Raw genomic sequence first — 19,038 nt, 5'->3', positions numbered from 1 at the left:
CACTTGCACGTTCGTACACAGGAAGGAGTCTGCATGGCGAGTCCCGGATTGAAAACAGCGGTCATGCTGAGTCTGTTCACCCTGCTGACCGCCTGCGGCGAGAAAAAGGCCCCTGAGGAATACCTGCCCAGGGTCTTTGTACAGGAAGTCAAACCCACGGATTACGCGGCATCGGTGACGTTGACCGGTGACGTGCAGGCGCGCGTGCAGACCGAATTGTCGTTCCGTGTTGGCGGCAAGATCATCCAGCGCATGGTCGACGTCGGCGACCGGGTCACCGCCAAACAGGTGCTGGCCAAACTTGATCCCAAGGATTTGCAGACCAACGTCGATTCGGCCCAGGCCCAGGTCGTCGCTGAGCAAGCCCGGGTGAAACAGAGCGCTGCAGCGTTCGTGCGCCAGCAAAAACTCTTGCCCAAGGGTTACACCAGCCAGAGCGAATACGATTCCGCCCAAGCCGCGTTGCGCAGCAGCCAGAGCGCCTTGAGCGCGGCGCAGGCGCAATTGGCCAACGCTAAGGATCAGCTCAGCTACACCGCGCTGATCGCTGATGCGCCGGGCGTGATTACCGAGCGTCAGGCCGAAGTCGGCCAGGTCGTGCAGGCCACTGCGCCGATTTTCAGCCTAGCCCGCGATGGCGATCGCGACGCGGTGTTCAACGTTTATGAATCACTGCTGGCCGAGCGGCCAGCGGACAACAAGATCACCGTCAGCCTGCTCGACAATCCCGAAATCAAAACCACCGGCACCGTGCGCGAAGTCACCCCGGCGGTGTCGGCGCAGTCCGGCACCGTACAAGTCAAAGTCACCCTCGACAAACTGCCGCCGGGCATGCAGCTCGGTTCAGTGGTCAGTGCCACGGCCAAAGGCTCGGGTCAGTCGGCGGTTGAACTGCCGTGGTCGGCGCTGACCAAAAACGTCAGCGACCCGGCGGTGTGGATGGTCGACGACAAGGGCGAGGCGCAACTGCATACGGTCACGGTCGGCCGTTACCTGACCGGCAAAGTCATCATCAGCGAAGGCCTCAAGGGTGGCGAAAAAGTCATCGTCGCCGGTGGGCAATTGCTGCACCCGGGGATGAAAGTCGAGATCGCCGAAAACACCTACAAGGATCTGCAACCGGGAGCACAGCCATGAAGCGTCTGTGGCTGTTACCCATGGCTGTGTTGTTGGCCGCCTGCTCAAAGAAAGAACCTCCGCCGGAGCCGGTGCGCCCGGTGCTGTCGGTCAAGGTTGAGGCCTTGAGTGAAGAAAATCTCGGTCGCTTTGCCGGCAGTATTCAGGCGCGCTACGAGAGCAACACCGGTTTTCGCGTCGGTGGCCGTATAGCCAGCCGTAACGTCGATGTCGGCGCCGAAGTGGAGAAGGGCACGCTGCTCGCCACCCTCGACCCGTCCGATCAGCAAAACCAGTTGCGCTCGGCTCAGGGCGATCTGGCGAAAGTCCAGGCGCAGTTGATCAACGCCCAGGCCAACGCGCGCCGTCAGCAGGCGCTGTTCGATCGCGGCGTCGGTGCGCAGGCACAACTGGACATTGCCACGACCGATCTGAAAACCACCCAGGCCTCGCTGGATCAGGCGCGCGCGGCGGTCAATCAGAGCAAGGACCAGCTCGGCTACACCGAATTGCGCTCTGACCACCGCGCCGTGGTCACCGCGTGGAACGCCGAGGCCGGGCAGGTCGTCACCGCCGGCCAGCAAGTGGTGACCCTGGCGCAACCGGACATCAAGGAAGCGGTGATCGATCTGCCGGACACCCTGGTCGACCAGATTCCCAGCGACGTGGTGTTTGCCGTGGCTGCGCAACTCGACCCGAGTATCAACACCACCGCGGTCATCCGCGAGATCGAGCCGCAGGCGCAAAGCGCTACGCGCACGCGGCGCGCGCGCCTGACCCTGGCCGACACGCCGGACGGCTTCCGCCTCGGCACGGCGATCAGCGTGACCTTGAGTTCGGCGATCAAACCACGCATCGAGTTGCCCGTGACCGCGCTGCAGGAGGTCGACGGCAAATCGCGGATCTGGGTAATCGATACGCAAAACAAAACCGTCAGCCCGCGCGACATCACGGTGGTCAGTCGCAGCGACAGCAGCGTGGTGCTGGCGGGCGGCGTGAAGAACGGCGAGCGCGTGGTCAGCGCCGGCGTCAACAGTCTCAATCCCGGGCAATCGGTAAAACTTGACGAGGACAGTCAATGAAAGGCTCTTTCAACCTCTCCGAATGGGCCCTCAAGCATCAGTCATTCGTCTGGTACCTGATGTTCGTCGCGTTGCTGATGGGCGTGTTCTCGTACTTCAATCTGGGACGCGAAGAAGACCCGTCCTTCACCATCAAGACCATGGTGATCCAGACCAAATGGCCGGGCGCGACCCAGGAGGAAACCCTCAAGCAGGTCACCGACCGCATCGAGAAAAAACTCGAAGAACTCGACTCCCTCGATTACGTGAAGAGCTACACGCGCCCGGGTGAATCGACGGTCTACGTGTACCTGCGCGACACCACCAGTGCCAAGGACATCCCGCAAATCTGGTACCAGGTGCGCAAGAAGATCGATGACATTCGCGGGCAGTTTCCCCAGGGGATTCAGGGGCCGGGATTCAACGACGAATTCGGGGATGTGTTCGGTTCGGTGTATGCGTTCACCGCTGACGGCCTGACCATGCGCCAGTTGCGCGACTACGTCGAGCAGGCCCGCGCCGAGATCCGCAACGTGCCGGGGCTGGGCAAGATCGAAATGGTCGGCCAGCAGGACGAAGTGATTTACCTCAACTTCTCCACGCGCAAACTCGCTGCACTGGGCATCGATCAACGTCAGGTTGTGCAGAGCCTGCAATCGCAAAACGCCGTGACCCCGGCGGGTGTGATCGAAGCAGGTCCCGAACGGATTTCCGTGCGCACCTCGGGGCAGTTCGCTTCGGAGAAGGATCTGGCCGAGGTCAATCTCAAGCTCAATGACCGTTTCTATCGTCTGGCCGACATTGCCGACATCAGCCGTGGTTACGTCGACCCGGCCACCCCGGAGTTCCGCTTCGACGGCAAACCGGCCATCGGTCTGGCCATTGCCATGCAGAAGGGCGGCAACGTTCAGGAGTTCGGCAAGGCGCTGCACACACGCATCGATGAGCTGACGGCGGACTTGCCAGTGGGCGTTGGCGTGCACACCGTTTCCGATCAGGCTGTGGTGGTGGAAGAGGCTGTCGGCGGCTTTACCAGCGCGCTGTTCGAGGCGGTGATCATCGTGCTGGTGGTGAGCTTTATCAGTCTCGGCGTGCGTGCCGGTCTGGTGGTGGCGTGCTCGATCCCGTTGGTGCTGGCGATGGTGTTTGTATTCATGGAATACAGCGGCATCACCATGCAGCGGATTTCCCTCGGTGCACTGATTATCGCCCTCGGCCTGCTGGTGGACGACGCGATGATCACTGTGGAAATGATGGTCACGCGCCTGGAAATGGGCGAGACCCGTGAGCAGGCGGCGACGTTTGCTTACACCTCGACGGCGTTCCCGATGCTCACGGGAACACTGGTGACAGTGGCCGGATTCGTGCCGATTGGCCTCAATGCCAGCTCCGCCGGTGAGTACACCTTCACCCTGTTCGCGGTGATCGCCGTGGCGATGCTGGTGTCGTGGGTGGTGGCGGTATTCTTCGCCCCGGTGATTGGCGTGCACATTCTCAGTGCCAACGTAAAACCCCATGAGGCCGAGCCGGGCCGGATCGGTCGCGCGTTCAATGGTGGCCTGTTGTGGGCCATGCGCAATCGCTGGTGGGCGATCGGCATTACCGTGCTGCTGTTTGCCCTGTCGATCTTTTGCATGCGCTTTGTGCAGAACCAGTTCTTCCCGGCATCGGACCGCCCGGAAATTCTGGTCGACCTGAACCTGCCGCAAAACGCCTCGATCGACGAAACCCGCAAGGCTGTCGACAAGCTCGAAGCGACGCTCAAGGGTGATCCGGACATCGTGCGCTGGAGCACTTACATCGGTCAGGGCGCGATCCGTTTCTACCTGCCCCTCGACCAGCAATTGCAGAACCCGTACTACGCGCAACTGGTGATCGTCAGCAAGGATTTCGAGGCCCGTGAGGCGTTGAGCCAACGCCTGCGCGAACGCTTGCACAAAGACTTCGTCGGCATCGGCAGTTACGTCCAGGCGCTGGAAATGGGCCCGCCGGTGGGACGTCCGATTCAGTACCGGATCAGTGGCAAGGACATCGACCAGGTGCGCAAGCACGCCATCGACCTGGCCACCGAACTGGACAAGAACTCGCACATCGGCGAGATCATTTACGACTGGAACGAGCCGGGCAAAGTCCTGCGCATCGACATTGCCCAGGACAAGGCACGCCAGCTCGGGCTGTCGTCCGAAGACGTGGCGAAGCTGATGAACAGCATTGTCAGCGGTTCGCCGTTGACTCAGGTCGATGACGATATCTACCTGATCAATGTGGTCGGGCGTGCGGTGGATTCCGAGCGTGGCACCCCGGAAACCCTGCAAAACCTGCAGATCGTCACCCCGAGCGGCACGTCGATTCCGCTGCTGGCGTTCGCCACCGTGCGCTATGAACTGGAGCAGCCGCTGGTGTGGCGTCGCGACCGTTTGCCGACCATCACCATCAAGGCCTCGGTACGCGACGAGATCCAGCCGACCGACCTGGTGAAAATCCTCAAGCCATCGATTGATGCCTTCGCCGAGAAACTGCCGGTCGGCTACAAAGTCGCCACCGGCGGTACGGTCGAGGAGAGCGGCAAGGCCCAGGGGCCGATTGCCAAGGTCTTGCCGTTGATGCTGTTTTTGATGGCGACTTTCCTGATGATCCAGTTGCACAGCGTGCAGAAGATGTTCCTCGTCGCGAGTGTCGCGCCGCTGGGGCTGATCGGTGTGGTGCTGGCGCTGGTGCCGACCGGTACGCCGATGGGCTTCGTGGCGATTCTGGGGATTCTGGCGCTGATCGGCATCATCATCCGTAACTCGGTGATTTTGGTGACGCAGATCGATGAGTTCGAGCAGAAAGGCTATGCGCCCTGGGATGCGGTGGTGGAAGCGACCGAACACCGGCGCCGGCCGATCCTGCTGACCGCCGCCGCGGCGAGCATGGGCATGATCCCGATTGCCCGGGAAGTGTTCTGGGGGCCGATGGCTTACGCAATGATTGGCGGGATTGTGGTGGCGACGTTGCTGACGCTGCTGTTCCTGCCGGCGCTGTATGTGGCCTGGTACAAGATTCGCGAGCCGAAGAAGGATCAAGTCAACAACGACCCTCACCCTAACCCTCTCCCGGGGGGAGAGGGGACTGACCGAGGTGTCTGACGCTATCCATCGACCTGAAAAATCGAGTCGATTATGGGTTCAGCTAAGTTAGATCCGGTCGGCGTACTGCTTGAATATCCCCCAATCGGCGCCCTCTTCCTCCGGGAGAGGGCTGGGGGTGAGGGGCTTTTCTCTGACTCGACTCAAGCCTTACGCCAAACGCTGGCCAACCAAGGCTGCTGCTCACGCGGCAGCCCCGCCGGGCGGTAGTAATGCTCCAGCTCGACAAACCCCGCGTCCGTCAACAACCTCTGCCACGCCGACAGATCGTGATACGAGCCATAGCGCGGCCCGTTCCAGCCTTCGCGGTTATCCCCACGCGGATTGGAGCTGAACAACACGCCACCGGGCTTCAGCGCGCCATGTAATTGCTTGAGCACCCGTGGCAATTCCTGCAACGGCACATGAAACAACACCGCGTTGGCGAAGATGCCGTCGAAGCGTTCGGGCGGCAGATCAAGTTTCAGAAAGTCCTGCTGCAACACCTCGCAGCCACTGTCCTCACGGGCCATTCGCGCAAACTCTTGAGAGCCGTCGAGCCCCACAGCGACGTGGCCCATGCGCGTAAATGTCTGCAGATCCCGCCCCGGGCCGCAGCCGAAATCCAGAATCGTGAAGGGCGCCGTGCCCTGGATATGCCGCAGCAACGCATCGATGTTCTGGCTGACATCGTGATCGCGGGTGCCTTCGCGGAAGTCTTCGGCCACTGAGTTGTAATGGCCGAGGGTGGTGGCGGTGATCTGTTCGAGATCGGTGGGGGTCTGCTTCATGGTCGAGGGCTGCACGGGCAAAGGAGATTTGCCGAATATACGCCATCGGGTTCGGGGCTGCTGCGCAGCCATTCGCGAGCAGGCTCGCTCCCACAGGGGAACACATTCCAAATGTGGGAGCGAGCCTGCTCGCGAAAGCGGGTTCAGAGGCGCCGCATGAACTCGGCCAGACTCAGCGCTTGTTCAACCCCCGCGCCAGGCGATCCCCACCCAACTGAATCACCGCCACCAACGCCACCAGCAACACAATCACCGTCAACATGATCTGGCTGTCAAAGCGCTGATAACCATAGCGATAAGCGATGTCCCCCAACCCGCCCGCGCCAATCGCCCCGGCCATCGCCGAGGAGTTGATCATCGTCACCAGCGTGATGGTGAAGCCGCCGACAATCCCCGGCAGCGCCTCCGGCAACAGCACATGCCAGACAATGTGCCAGCGCCGGCAACCCATTGCTTGCGCGGCCTCGATCAAACCATGATCAACCTCGCGCAGACTCACTTCGGCAATCCGCGCAAAGAACGGCGTTGCCGCAATCGTCAGCGGTACCACCGCAGCCCAGACACCGTAGGTGGTGCCGACGATCAGCCGGGTAAACGGAATCAGCGCGACCATCAGAATCAGAAACGGGATCGAGCGGAACAGGTTCACGAATGCGCCCAGAGCGCGATTCAGCACCGGCGCTGCATAGATGCCGCCCTTGTCGCTGGTGACCAGGATCACCGCCATGGGAATCCCCACCAGCAAGGCGATCAGCGACGACACGCCGACCATCAGAAACGTGTCGATAAAACCCTGCAACAAGCGATCAAACCACATAACCGACTACCTCCACGCGTTGGGCCCACGGTGCGGCGCGTTCGCTCAATTGCCCGGCACTGAACGCTGAGCCGCTGACGGCCAACAACAATTGCCCCAGCGCATGCCCCTGAATCCGCTCGACGCCGCCCTGAAGCAACTTCACCCGGCCACCCAATGCAGTGAACAGCGCCGCCAGATCCGGTTCATCACTGGCGCTGCCGGTGAACTGCAAACGCAACACCACAGCAGCGTCAGCGCAGGGCGCTTGGCCGTGCAAGCGGCTCTGCAACTCTTCCGGCAACGCGTGTTGCAGCGGTGCAAGCAAGGTCTGGCTGACCTCGTGCTGCGGATTGCCGAACACTTCCCAAACCGGGCCTTGCTCGACGACGCGGCCATGCTCCAGCACGACAACGCGGTCGCAGATCTCGCGGATCACTGCCATCTCATGGGTGATCAGGACGATGGTCAGGCCCAAGCGTTGGTTGATCTCGCGCAACAGGCCGAGGATCGACTGCGTGGTCTCCGGATCGAGCGCCGAAGTCGCCTCGTCGCAGAGCAGAATATCCGGGTCATGCACCAGCGCGCGGGCGATGCCGACACGCTGTTTCTGCCCGCCGGAAAGCTGCGCCGGATAAGCCTTGTGCTTTTCCTGCAAGCCAACCAGATCGAGCAGTTCGCGGACCTTTTTTTCGCGTTGTTCTTTCGGCACGCCAGCGACTTTCAACGGCAGCTCGACGTTCTGCCAAACAGTCTTGGCCGACATCAGATTGAAGTGCTGGAATATCATGCCGATGCGTCGGCGCAAAGCGACGAGGCGGTCTTCATCGAACTCGCCAATGTCGACTTGATCGATCAACACGCGCCCCGAGGTCGGTTGTTCCAGACGATTGATCGTGCGGATCAGCGAGGACTTGCCGGCGCCGCTGCGGCCAATGATGCCGAACACTTCACCGCGCTGAATCGCCAGATCGATGCCCTGCAATGCCGCCACCGGGCCTTGCCGGCCGTTGTAGGTTTTACCCAGGCCGATGAAGCGCACGTGGGCGCGATTCAGCTCAGGGTGCAGCTCGGTTTTTTCAGCATTGTGTGGCTCTGGAATTTCCAGTCGCCGTTGGATCGCGGCCGTCATGTTCAGCTTTCCCAACCGGCTTGATACAGCTTGCCGTGAGCCTTATCCAGCGCGGCGCGAACGGCTGGCGAATGCTGGTAGATGTCGACGAATTTGATCAGGCGTGGATCGGTTTTGCTCTTCGGCTGGATGACAAACTGGATCACGTATTCCTTGTGGTCGAGGCCGTCAAACAGCAGCGCGGAACCGGCATCGAAGGTCTTCGCCAGACGAATGTAGGCTGGGTAGCCCTGGACCAGATCGGCGTCGTCATAGGCGCGTACCAGTTGCACTGCTTCGACCTGGAGGATTTTGATCTTCTTCGGGTTGGCGACAATGTCGTCTTCGGTGGCCTTGTAACCAACGCCCGGTTTCAGGTTGATCAAGCCAGCCTTGGCCAGCAGCTGCAGGCCGCGACCGCTGTTGATCGGATCGTTGGCGATAGCGACGCTGGCGCCCTCTGGCAACTCGTCGAAACTTTTGTATTTTTTCGAGTAGAGGCCGACGTTGTTGATGATCCCCGGCGCGAACGGCACCAGATCAAAACCCGACGCGGTTTTGGCATTTTCCAGAAACGGGATGTGCTGGAAATAGTTCACGTCGATGTCGCCGGCGGCGAGGCTGACATTCGGCGCGATCCAGTCGGTGAACTCCACCAGCTCGACGTTCAGGCCTTGTCTGGAAGCTTCTTCGACGGCGGCTTCCAGCGGGATGGCGAAGGCGGCGGTGGTGCCGATTTTCAACGGCGCATCGGCGGCGAACACCGCCGAGCTGAACAGGCCGAGGGCCAGGGCCAGTGCTTTGACTGGGTGGGACAGGGTTTTCTTGGTCATGATGAGTTTTCCAGTCAGTGCATAAGATTTGTGGTGTCTGTTCTTAGATCGTTCCCACGCTCTGCGTGGGAATGCCTCTATGGACGCTCTGCGTCCGCTGTTGGGACGCGGAGCGTCCCGGGCTGCATTCCCACGCAGAGCGTGGGAACGATCAGTACAAAGAGTTATTGGCGATAGTGGGAGCCGGTGTGTTGCACGGGCAACTGCGCCCCGCCATGAAACAGCTTCTCGCGCAGGGTGCCGGTGTCGTACGCAGTCTTGTACGACCCGCGTCGCTGCAACTCTGGAATCACCAGGTCAATGAAATCGACATAGCTTTCCGGCGTAACAATGCGGGTCAGGTTGAAGCCATCGAGGCCGGTCTCGGCGATCCACGATTCCAGCTCATCCGCCACTTGCTCAGGCGAGCCGACCACGGTGATGTAGCGGCCACCGAGGGCGTGCTGGTCGAGCAATTTGCGCCGGGTCCAGTCGTTGTTCTGGAGGTTCCTGGTGGCCGATTGAATCGCGTTGCTCTTCACGTACTGGATCGGTTCGTCGATCTCGTACCGGGAAAAGTCGATGCCGGTCGACGCGGAAAAATGCGCCACGCCGGCTTCGGCGCTGGCGTAGCTCAGGTACTCGGCATGCTTGGCCCATGCGGCTTCTTCGGTCGCGCCGACGATCACATTGAGGCCCATGAACACCTTGATGTCCTCAGGGTTGCGCCCCGCTTCGACGGCACTGGCGCGGACCTTGTCCACCTGAACCTTGGTCGACGTCTTGTTCTGGCCACTGATGAACACGCACTCGGCGTGACGCCCGGCGAAGAGCAAACCGCGATCGGAACTGCCGGCCTGAAACAGCACTGGCGTACGCTGCGGCGACGGCTCGCAAAGGTGATAACCCTCGACCTGATAGAACTCGCCCTTGTGCTCGACCTTGTGCACTTTTTCCGGGTCGGCGTAGATCCGCTGCTCGCGGTCGTTGAGCACCGCGCCGTTGTCCCAACTGCCCTCCCAGAGTTTGTAGAGCACTTCCAGGTACTCGTCGGCCTGGTCGTAGCGACGGTCGTGTTCGACCTGTTCGCGCAGGCCCATGGCTTTGGCGGCGCTGTCGAGATAGCCGGTGACAATGTTCCAGCCCACCCGACCGCGGCTCAGATGATCCAGTGTCGACATGCGTCGGGCGAACAGATACGGCGGTTCATAAGTGAGATTCGCGGTCAGACCGAAACCGAGGTTTTTGGTGACAGCAGCCATCGCCGAAACCAGCAACAAAGGATCGTTGACCGGCAACTGAATCGACTCTTTCAGCGGGACATCGACCGAGTTCTGATAGACGTCATACACGCCGACGATGTCGGCGATGAACAAGCCGTCGAACAGTCCACGCTCAAGCAACTGCGCCAGTTCGGTCCAGTATTCAAGGGTGTTGTAGCGCGTCGAGGTGTCGCGCGGATGCGTCCACAGGCCATGGTTGATATGACCGATGCAGTTCATGTTGAACGCATTGAGCAGGATCTTCTTTTTCGCCGCGCTCATCAGATCGTCCCTCGCAACGGAGGGTTTTCATTGTTGAGGTAGTAGTTGCCCACCGCGTGATATTTCCAGCGCACCGGGTCGTGCAGGGTGTGCACGCGGGCGTTGCGCCAGTGGCGGTCGAGGCCGTGTTCGATCAGGGTTGCCTGGCTGCCAGCCAGTTCGAACAGCGTGCTGCCGGCAGCCAGAGAGATTTCAGTGCTGATCGCCCGTGCTTCAGCGACGGCAATCGAGGCCGCCGCAACCGTGTCAGCGTTGGTGTCAGCCTGCGCGGCATCAAGAAATTCGCCGGCCCGTTCAAGCAAGGCTTCGGTGGCGTGCAGGCGAATGCTCAAATGGCCGAAGCTTTTCAGCGTCAATGGATCTTCAGTGGCGTTGTCATTGCCGGAGTCGATCCACGGGCGCGTCTTGCTGCGCACGAAATGCAACGCGTCTTCGTAAGCGGCGCGGGCGATGCCGGTGTCGATGGCGGCGTGAAGGATCTGTGCCAGCGGGCCGACAGTGGTCGGGCGTTCGAAGGCGCTTTGAAACGGCAGGACGTCTTCAGCGGCAACGTACACGTCTTCGAACACCACCGAGCCGCTGCCGGTGGTGCGCTGACCGAAGCCGCTCCAGTCGTCGATCACGGTCAGGCCTTTGCTGTCACGCGGGACGAAGGCCAGTTGCTGCACGCCGTTTTCATCGACAACCGAAGTCGGAATGCGCTGCGCGTAAATCGCCCCGGTCGAATAAAACTTGCGGCCGTTGATGCGATACCCATCACCGTCGCGCTTGAGGCTGGTGAGGCGGTCGTGGGCGGTTTTGGTGCCCAGTTCTGCCAAGGCATTGCCGAAGCGTTGGCCGGCGAGCACTTCGGCGTACAGCCGTTGTTTCTGCGCGTGACTGCCGTTCACACGGAGCACTTCGAGTGCGTAAAAATGGTTCTGCGGAATCTGCCCGAGCGAGCCGTCAGCCTGAGCGATCAGGGCGATGACTTTGGCCAGGGTCACGTTCGACACACCCGCACCACCGTATTCCTTTGGCACGCTGATACCCCACAGACCCGAGCGGGAAAACACGTCGAGTTCCGGCAGGGGCAGGCGGCGTTCGCGGTCGCGCACGGCGCTGTCGCGTTTGAAATCTTCGGCCAGGTCGCTGGCGACGATCAGGGCTTGCTCATCGCTGGTGATGACCGCGACGGGATGGGAAAAAGTCATAGGTTTCTCCATTGCACTTGAGAAAGTGTGCGGTCGTCTCAGATCCAGGAATGGCGAGCAGGCAACGTGCCGTTCAGGCGATAGGCGCCGACCGCGTGATATTTCCAGCGCACCGGGTCGTGCAGGGTGTGCACGCGGGCGTTGCGCCAGTGCCGGTCGAGGTTGAATTCGGCGAGGGTCGCGCGGCTGCCGGCCAGTTCGAAAAGCTTCTCGCTGGCGAGCAAGGAAATCTCGGTGGTCAGCACTTTCGCTTCGGCCACGGCAATCGAGGCGCGGGCGGCGGATTCGGCGGTCAGCGGCGCAGCATGGGCTTGATCGAGTACTTTGCCGGCCTTGCGCAACAGTGCTTCCGCGGCGTGCAATTCGATTTTCAGTTTGCCGATGTCGGCGATCACGTAGAGGTCATCACTGGCGTGTTCGACCTTGGCGTCAATCCATGGCCGTGCACGGGTTTTGACGAACTCGATGGCGTCGTCGATAGCGCCACGGGCAATTCCGGCGTCGATGGCCGCTTGGATCAACTGCGACACCGCGCCCTGAGTATTCGGGGTTTCGTTGATCTTCCAGTTGTCGACGACCAGGCTCGACTCGACACGCACGTTGTTCAGCACAATCGTGCCGCTGGCGGTGGTGCGCTGACCGAAGCCCGACCAGTCATCAACAATGCGCAGGCCCGGCGTGCCGCGACGGACGAAGGCCAGCACTTGCTTGCCGTCATCGTTGAGCGCTTTGACCGCGACCCAGTGCGCAAACAGCGCGCCGGTGGAGTAGAACTTCTGGCCATTGATCACGTAATCATCGCCATCGGCGGTGATCCGCGCTTTCAGTTCCAGGGTGTTTTTGGTGCCGCGCTCGGGGCCGGCATTGCCGATGCGCCAGCCTTCCAGAACGCTCTGGAACAGCTGCTTTTTCTGCGCTTCGGTGGCGCTGCCAAGCACCAGATTGATGATGCCGAACTGGTTCTGCGGAATCTGCCCCAACGCCGGGTCGGCGGCGGAAATGATCGCGAACACTTCGGCCAGGGTGACGAACGAAACCTGCGGGCCACCGTATTCGCGCGGGATGGCGATGCTGCCCAGACCGCTGCGGGTGAACTGTTCGATTTCCGACCACGGCAACTTGCGCTGACGGTCGCGTTTGGCCGCCTGCACGCGGGCGACCTGCGCCAGTTCATGGGCGGCTTTGATGGCTTGGGCGTCGTTGCGCAAGACCTGCGCGGGCAACAACAACGGGGCGATATCCAGATCAGACTGGACGTTTGCATCTGCCAGACTGGACATCAGTGCCGCTCCCTGGCTGCACGCAATGCCCTGGCGATCTGCACTGGGGTGATTGTGTTCCGGACCATACTACCTACCTCACATCTCATGAAAAGCGCCGCAAAAGTGCGGCGAACGAAAGAATGTCCGGTGGTCCGGTTCATATACCCTAAGCGTGTATAAATATTAAATAAACTAACTTTTAGGAATATGCATAGAAGGGGTGATGGTCGGGTTGGTTAACAATTTTTTGCGGCGGGATTGATCCTGTGGCGAGGGCGCTTGCTTTCTCGCCACAGGTCGTTGTGTTCAGGACTTGCGGGATTCGGCAGCCATGAGTTCTGGCCGCAGGGGGACTTTCAGATAGGGATTTGCGCAGCCGATCTTCAAGGTGCGAGGCGGTGCCCAGCGTGAGTTGTTGCCGACCCGATCGAGGATGCAATACGTCACATCCAGGCGCAGATCCTCGCCTGCATCGACAATTACCGACGGCGGTACCCAGACCTGAATCGGCAAGCCGATATCCGCAGCGGTGACTGGCGCCAGATCCATGCGCACATCCCCCCAGCGCAAGGTGATGGCGTCGTCTTCGGCCATGTTCAGATACGGCTCGATGGTCAGCGGCACACCGCGTTTGATCTGGTTCGGATTGACGCCCTGACGGCGTATGGCGTCGGGGATGGTCACCGGGGCCAGTTGCTGATTTTCGTCTGCACTCAGCGCCGTGGGTTGCCCGCCGGGGCAGTCCAGTTTGACCTGGACGCGTGTCGCCGCCGATAACGCCGGACCCTGACCGACCTGCATCACCCGATAGTGGATGCGCGCGGTGCCGTTGGCGATGAAACTCTCCGGCACCCTCAGGCTGACTGGCGCGCCAACGTCATCCGCTGTGAGCACTTTGGAGGCGACATAGCATTTGTTCCAGAACAGCTCGATGAGATCGCCGCTGTCCATATCAGGGTAGGGCGACACCTCGATCAAAAGGTGTGCGGCGGCGACCAGATTGATACCTGTTTTTTGCGCTGGCGCGAGGGACGGCGCGGCCAGTTCGGGGGTGTGCGAAGTGCGGGTCATCGATTTCTCTCCTTGAAGCCTTGCAGCGAAGTCCGTTTCTGAAAGAACAAAAAGCGTGAATAAACTGGCAATAAAGCTTTGGGCTTTTATTCAAGTTGAAGACGGGGTGGTTGAACTAAGTGGTACGGGTTGCCGACTAGATAAGAGTGTGCGGGTTGGGGTGTCAATAGACGATATTAGTTAATCCGTGAATTACGAATTAATCAGAAGTTTCCTACGCTGTTGCGGCCATATGCCTAAGTGATCAGGCGAAATGAACCACGGGGCGCAAGGCTTTCATGGCGTTTTATGCGCGGATTTATTTGAGCACTATCATTTCAAGTGGAAGGGAGGGAGGCAGGCATCATCTGTTGCAGAACATATATATGTACCGCTTGGGATATGTTTTGTTTGAGTGGGGTTGGAGGATGTTGGGGATTTATAAAAGAAACTTCCATCCATGGAAGTTACCGTTCAAGCAATAAAAGTTCTCAGGCGTGATTCAGAAACTTGCTGAGAAACTGTTTAGTGCGTTCTTCTTTCGGGTTGGCAAACAATGCTTTGGCTTCGCCTTGTTCAACGATCACACCTTTATCGAAAAACACCACACGGTTGGCCACGTCGCGAGCAAAACCCATCTCGTGAGTGACAATCACCATGGTGCGTTTTTCTTCAGCCAGGCCACGAATGGTCGCCAGCACTTCGCCGACCAGTTCCGGGTCGAGGGCCGAGGTCGGCTCGTCGAACAGAATCACTTCCGGCTCCATCGCCAGCGCGCGGGCAATCGCTACGCGCTGTTGCTGACCACCGGAGAGACGACGCGGATAAGCGTCCTCTTTGCCGGCGAGTCCGACCTTGGCCAGGAGTTTCTTGCCCAGAGCAACCGCCTCTTCGCGCGGCATCTTCTTGACCACAATCGGGCCTTCGATGACGTTTTCCAGTGCGGTGCGATGGGGGAACAGGTTGAAGTTCTGAAACACGAAGCCCACGTGCTGGCGCAGGTTGCGCACCAGACTCTGCTGCTGGTTCAACGGGCGACTGGTATCGATTTCGATATCGCCGACCTTGATCCGGCCACTGGTGGGTTGTTCAAGGAAATTCAGGCAGCGCAGGAACGTCGTTTTCCCCGAACCGCTGGGGCCGATGATTGCGACGACTTCGCCTTCCTTCACCTCAAGGTCAATGCCGTTGAGCACGACCTGACCCTTGAATTGCTTGGTCAGTTTTTCCACGACAATCATGGGGTCAGGACTCCTGGTCGTGCCGATTGACCCGCTCTTCCAGCTTGGTCTGCAGGTGCGCGAGCACTGAGGCCAGAATCCAGTAAAGCAGTGCGGCGCTAAGGTACATGGTGAAAATTTCGAAGTTACGGGCGCTGATCAACTGCGCCTGACGTAACAACTCCGGCACCTGGATGGTGGCGGCCTGTGCAGTGTCCTTGACCAGGGAAATGAAGCTGTTGCCCAGCGCCGGTAATGCCGTACGCATCGCCTGCGGCAGGATGGCCCGCCGCAGGGTTTGCGCGCGGGTCATGCCAATGCTCGCAGCGGCTTCCCACTGACCGCGTTCGATCGAGCTGATCGAAGAGCGCAGAATTTCACAAATGTAGGCCGCCATGTTCAGCGAAAGGCCGATCAGAGCGGCCGGAATCGGATCGAGTTCGATCCCCACCTGTGGCAAGCCGTAATAGATCACGAACAGTTGCACCAGTAACGGTGTGCCGCGAAAGAACGATACGTAGATGCGGGCAATCCAGTTCGCCACCTTGAAACGCGACAGACGCATCAACGCCAGACTGAAACCGAGCAGGAAGCCGAAGAACATGCCACCCAGACTGAGGATGACGGTGAAGTACATGCCCTTGAGCAAAAAGGGCATGGCCTCCCGTACAATTTGGAAAGTTGCTTCCATTATTTAGTGACGTCGGCGCTGAAGTATTTTTCCGAAAGCTTGGCCAGCGTGCCATCGGCGCGCAGCTTGTCGATGGCCTTGTTCACTGCAGCCAACAGTTCAGGCTCGCCTTTGCGCAACGTAACGCCAGCTTCCTGACGGGAGAACGGTTCGCCGGCGGCGGTGGTGTCCTTGGCTTTTTTGGCATATTCCAGTGCGGCCAGACGGTCGATCAGGATGGCGTCGATACGGCCGACACGCAGGTCCTGGAATTTGGTCGGATCATCTTCATAGGTGCGCACATCAGCGGTCGGCACGTTGGCTTTGACCCACTGCTCGTAGTTGGTGCCCAGGCCCACGCCGACTTTCTTGCCACCCAGATCGGCAGCGGATTTGATGTTCAGGTCGGCGGCTTTCTTGGTCAGCACCAGCGCCTGAATCCCGGAAACGGTGTACGGCTCGGAGAAGTCATACTTCTTCTTGCGCTCTTCGGAAATGGTCACCTGGTTGATCACTGCATCCAGACGCTTGGACTCAAGCGCCGCGAGGATGCCATCCCACTTGGTGGTCTGCAGTTTGACCTTCACACCCAGCTCTTTGGCCAGCGCCTCAGAGAATTCGACTTCGAAGCCGGACAGCTTGCCGTTCTCGTCAACGAAGCTGAACGGTGGGTAAGTGCCTTCCAGGCCGACGTTGATAACGCCTTTGTCCTTGATCTGTTGCAACTGTTCACCGGCCACTGCCTGGCCGATCAGGCCGGCGCTCAGCGCAAGACCCAGCGAACCCACCAGCAGATTGCGACGTAGTGCGGAAAAATTCATGACAAGCCCCTGTGTTTTCTTATGGAAGACGCTTAAGGAAAGTTGGCGAATGGGTGATTCGGACGACAGCGCTATCTTGCCTTAAAGCAGCTTATGCGTCTCTCGCGAAATTCGCCTGCGGCGAGACTATAAGATGTCTGCGTTAGACTTGAAAATACTTAATATCTAAAACTTTATTCTTTATTGGAATAAGATTTGCCTGTGGAAAAAGATCGCAGCCTGCGGCAGCTCCTACATGAGATCACTTGTGGGAGCTGCCGCGGGCTGCGATCTTTTGATCTTCTGCTACAGGAAATCCTTGTAAGCAAACAACGCCGGCGCCCCACCGGTATGCAGGAAGATGATCGGGCCTTCATCAAAGCGCTGACGGCCAATGCCATCGAGCAAACCTGCCATGGCCTTGCCGGTGTACACCGGATCGAGCAACACCGCTTCCTGACTCGCCAGCAACTTCACCGCCGCCAGCGTCCCGGCATTCGGCTCGCCATAACGCGGGCCGAAATACTCGTCCCACAACTCGACCTTGAAACCGGCCGGCAGTTCGACGCCGAGTAACTCCGCCGTACGCTCGGCAAGTCCTTGAACCTTCGGTCGCTGATCTTCTTCACTGCGCGAAACGGTCACGCCAATCACCGGCAATTGCGGCAACACTTCGCTCAACGCCAATGCCAGACCGCTGTGAGTACCGGCGCTGCCCGAGGCCAATACCACCGCAGCGAACTCCAGCCCGGTGTCCTTGATCTGCTCGGCCAGCTCCAGACCGGCGCGCACATAACCCAACGCACCGAGCGCATTGGAGCCACCGATTGGCACCAGATACGGCTTCTTGCCGTTGCTGCGCAGGCGGGCGGCGAGGGCGGTCAGTTGTTCGTCGGCGTTGTCGAGGTTGTCGACCAGCTCGACCTTGGTGTCGAACAGATCCAGCAGCAGGCGGTTGCCGTTGCCGGTGTAGTTGCTGTCGTCAGTGCCCAGCGGATTTTCCAGCAGCGCCACGCAACCCAGGCCCAATTTGGCGGCCAGTGCGGCGGTCTGGCGGACGTGGTTCGATTGCAAGGCACCGGCGGTGATCAGCGTGTCGGCGCCTTGTGCGAGGGCATCGGCGGCGAGATATTCGAGTTTGCGCAATTTGTTGCCGCCCATGGCCAGCGGCGTCAGGTCATCGCGCTTGATGTACACCTCGCGGCCGAGCCAGGTGGACAGGCGTTCGAGTTTTTCCAGGGGCGTCGGGTGGCCGAGCAGGTCGAGACGGTTAAAGCGGTCCAGCTGTTGTTTGATCATGAGTCCGTACTGGCGGAGGAAGATGAAAGGACTATAGGCACGCGCTTTTGCAGGGGCAACCGCGAATCGCTTATAGCCAAATGAACTGAGGCCAGCACTATCGGTTCTTAATTCGCTCTCGTGAGCATGCCGTAAAGTAGGCGCCGATGACGCGGCCAGACAGTCCGGCCGCCCGTGAGGAGTCTTTACCGTGAGCGAGCGTTCCAGCCATTGGCAATTGCAGACCATCGTCAGTCAACTGCGCAGCGCGCGGGATCAGTGGCGGGCACAGAACGGCCGGGCGTCCGGCGAGCAGGGCGGCCGCGAGTTGCCGTCCCGCGCAGCGATGGCGGAGATTCTTGAAGCATTGTGTGGCGCGTTGTTCCCGATGCGTCTGGGCCCGGTGGATCTGCGCGAAGAGAGTGAAGATTTCTACGTCGGCCACACCCTCGATGTGGCGCTGAATGCCTTGCTGGCGCAGACCCGCCTGGAGCTGCGTTATGTCGCCCGCCACAGCGCGCAGGCCGACACCGAAGTCGAAGCCAGCGCGATTCAGATCGTGCAGGATTTCGCCCTCGCACTGCCGGGCTTGCGCACGCTGCTCGACACCGATGTGTTGGCGGCCTATCACGGTGATCCGGCGGCACGCAGTGTCGATGAAGTGCTGCTGTGCTATCCGGGGATTCTCGCGGTGATTCACCATCGTCTGGCGCACCATCTGTATCGCGCCGGTTTGCCATTGCTGGCGCGGATTAGCGCGGAAATCGCCCATTCGGCGACCGGTATCGATATCCATCCGGGCGCGCAGATCGGCCGTAGTTTCTTTATCGATCACGGCACGGGTGTGGTGATCGGCGAGACCGCGATCATTGGTGAGCGCGTGCGGATTTATCAGGCGGTGACGTTGGGCGCCAAGCGCTTCCCGGCGGATGAAGACGGCCAGTTGCAAAAGGGCCATCCGCGCCATCCGATCGTTGAAGATGATGTGGTGATTTATGCCGGGGCGACGATTCTCGGGCGGATCACCATTGGCAAAGGGTCGACCATTGGCGGCAATGTGTGGCTGACGCGCAGTGTGCCGGCGGGGTGCAATCTGACCCAGGCGAATCTGCAGCATGATGACGGGACGCAGAAGTAGGCTCTGAAATTGCGTTGCGGCATCTGGCCTCTTCGCGAGCAGGCTCGCTCCCACACTGGAATGCGTTTCAAAGGTGGGAGCGAGCCTGC

General features: G+C 60.1%; 16 protein-coding genes. 4 read left to right on the top strand and 12 right to left on the bottom strand.

Features of this window, described 5'->3' with window-relative positions; genetic code table 11:
* Positions 1 to 33: 33 nt before the first annotated feature.
* Genes QZR14_RS16765 through QZR14_RS16755 form a run of 3 tightly spaced genes read left to right on the top strand, consistent with a single transcriptional unit; the run spans position 34 to position 5,305 of the window.
* Complete coding sequence (locus QZR14_RS16765; protein ID WP_250606452.1) at positions 34 to 1,137, top strand: efflux RND transporter periplasmic adaptor subunit; 1,104 nt, start codon at positions 34 to 36, stop codon at positions 1,135 to 1,137.
* Positions 1,134 to 2,198 (top strand): efflux RND transporter periplasmic adaptor subunit, encoded by a 1,065-nt coding sequence (locus QZR14_RS16760; RefSeq protein ID WP_250606451.1) that lies wholly within the window; start codon positions 1,134 to 1,136, stop codon positions 2,196 to 2,198. The genes QZR14_RS16765 and QZR14_RS16760 overlap by 4 nt, the downstream gene beginning before the upstream one ends.
* Positions 2,195 to 5,305: an efflux RND transporter permease subunit gene (locus tag QZR14_RS16755; protein WP_311997158.1), complete on the top strand. Its 3,111-nt coding sequence runs from the start codon at positions 2,195 to 2,197 to the stop codon at positions 5,303 to 5,305. Before QZR14_RS16760 ends, QZR14_RS16755 begins: the two co-directional genes overlap by 4 nt.
* Before the next feature lie 143 nt (positions 5,306 to 5,448).
* Here the strand turns inward: QZR14_RS16755 and QZR14_RS16750 are convergent, their stop codons facing one another.
* The 12 genes from QZR14_RS16750 to QZR14_RS16695 all read right to left on the bottom strand — a co-directional run bounded on the left by QZR14_RS16750 (position 5,449) and on the right by QZR14_RS16695 (position 17,832).
* Positions 5,449 to 6,075, bottom strand: a complete 627-nt coding sequence (locus QZR14_RS16750; protein ID WP_250606449.1) for a class I SAM-dependent methyltransferase — start codon at positions 6,073 to 6,075, stop codon at positions 5,449 to 5,451.
* 172 nt (positions 6,076 to 6,247) lie between these two features.
* The gene (locus tag QZR14_RS16745; RefSeq protein WP_042557114.1) at positions 6,248 to 6,892 is read right to left on the bottom strand and encodes a methionine ABC transporter permease; all 645 of its coding nucleotides are present in this window, start codon (positions 6,890 to 6,892) and stop codon (positions 6,248 to 6,250) included.
* Positions 6,882 to 8,003, bottom strand: a complete 1,122-nt coding sequence (locus tag QZR14_RS16740; protein ID WP_311997157.1) for a methionine ABC transporter ATP-binding protein — start codon at positions 8,001 to 8,003, stop codon at positions 6,882 to 6,884. The genes QZR14_RS16745 and QZR14_RS16740 overlap by 11 nt, the downstream gene beginning before the upstream one ends.
* Before the next feature lie 2 nt (positions 8,004 to 8,005).
* On the bottom strand, positions 8,006 to 8,815 hold the full coding sequence (locus QZR14_RS16735) for a MetQ/NlpA family ABC transporter substrate-binding protein (RefSeq protein WP_311997156.1): 810 nt from the start codon (positions 8,813 to 8,815) through the stop codon (positions 8,006 to 8,008).
* Positions 8,816 to 8,979: 164 nt separating this feature from the next.
* Positions 8,980 to 10,338: an LLM class flavin-dependent oxidoreductase gene (locus tag QZR14_RS16730; RefSeq protein ID WP_311997155.1), complete on the bottom strand. Its 1,359-nt coding sequence runs from the start codon at positions 10,336 to 10,338 to the stop codon at positions 8,980 to 8,982.
* Entirely contained in the window at positions 10,338 to 11,531 is a 1,194-nt protein-coding gene (locus QZR14_RS16725; protein WP_250606445.1) for an SfnB family sulfur acquisition oxidoreductase, read from the bottom strand. Before QZR14_RS16725 ends, QZR14_RS16730 begins: the two co-directional genes overlap by 1 nt.
* Before the next feature lie 38 nt (positions 11,532 to 11,569).
* Positions 11,570 to 12,811 (bottom strand): SfnB family sulfur acquisition oxidoreductase, encoded by a 1,242-nt coding sequence (locus QZR14_RS16720; RefSeq protein ID WP_311997154.1) that lies wholly within the window; start codon positions 12,809 to 12,811, stop codon positions 11,570 to 11,572.
* A 288-nt stretch (positions 12,812 to 13,099) separates the two neighbouring features.
* A complete protein-coding gene (locus QZR14_RS16715) occupies positions 13,100 to 13,864 on the bottom strand; it encodes a hypothetical protein (RefSeq protein ID WP_250606443.1) in 765 nt (254 codons plus the stop codon).
* Positions 13,865 to 14,334: 470 nt separating this feature from the next.
* The gene (gene tcyN / locus QZR14_RS16710; RefSeq protein ID WP_250606442.1) at positions 14,335 to 15,084 is read right to left on the bottom strand and encodes an L-cystine ABC transporter ATP-binding protein TcyN; all 750 of its coding nucleotides are present in this window, start codon (positions 15,082 to 15,084) and stop codon (positions 14,335 to 14,337) included.
* 4 nt (positions 15,085 to 15,088) lie between these two features.
* Complete coding sequence (gene tcyL / locus QZR14_RS16705; RefSeq protein ID WP_311997153.1) at positions 15,089 to 15,754, bottom strand: cystine ABC transporter permease; 666 nt, start codon at positions 15,752 to 15,754, stop codon at positions 15,089 to 15,091.
* The gene (tcyJ, locus tag QZR14_RS16700) at positions 15,754 to 16,554 is read right to left on the bottom strand and encodes a cystine ABC transporter substrate-binding protein (RefSeq protein WP_311997152.1); all 801 of its coding nucleotides are present in this window, start codon (positions 16,552 to 16,554) and stop codon (positions 15,754 to 15,756) included. The genes tcyL and tcyJ overlap by 1 nt, the downstream gene beginning before the upstream one ends.
* A gap of 285 nt (positions 16,555 to 16,839) precedes the next feature.
* Complete coding sequence (locus QZR14_RS16695) at positions 16,840 to 17,832, bottom strand: D-cysteine desulfhydrase (RefSeq protein WP_311997151.1); 993 nt, start codon at positions 17,830 to 17,832, stop codon at positions 16,840 to 16,842.
* A gap of 190 nt (positions 17,833 to 18,022) precedes the next feature.
* Here QZR14_RS16695 and epsC point away from each other — a divergent pair, with 190 nt between their 5' ends.
* Positions 18,023 to 18,949, top strand: coding sequence for a serine O-acetyltransferase EpsC (gene epsC / locus QZR14_RS16690; RefSeq protein WP_311997150.1), 927 nt, complete (start codon positions 18,023 to 18,025; stop codon positions 18,947 to 18,949).
* The last annotated feature ends 89 nt before the right edge of the window (positions 18,950 to 19,038 follow it).

The organism is Pseudomonas sp. rhizo66 (assembly GCF_031931925.1).
In the GTDB taxonomy this organism is placed as follows: Bacteria; Pseudomonadota; Gammaproteobacteria; order Pseudomonadales; family Pseudomonadaceae; genus Aquipseudomonas.
This window is presented reverse-complemented; position numbering and strand designations above follow the sequence as displayed.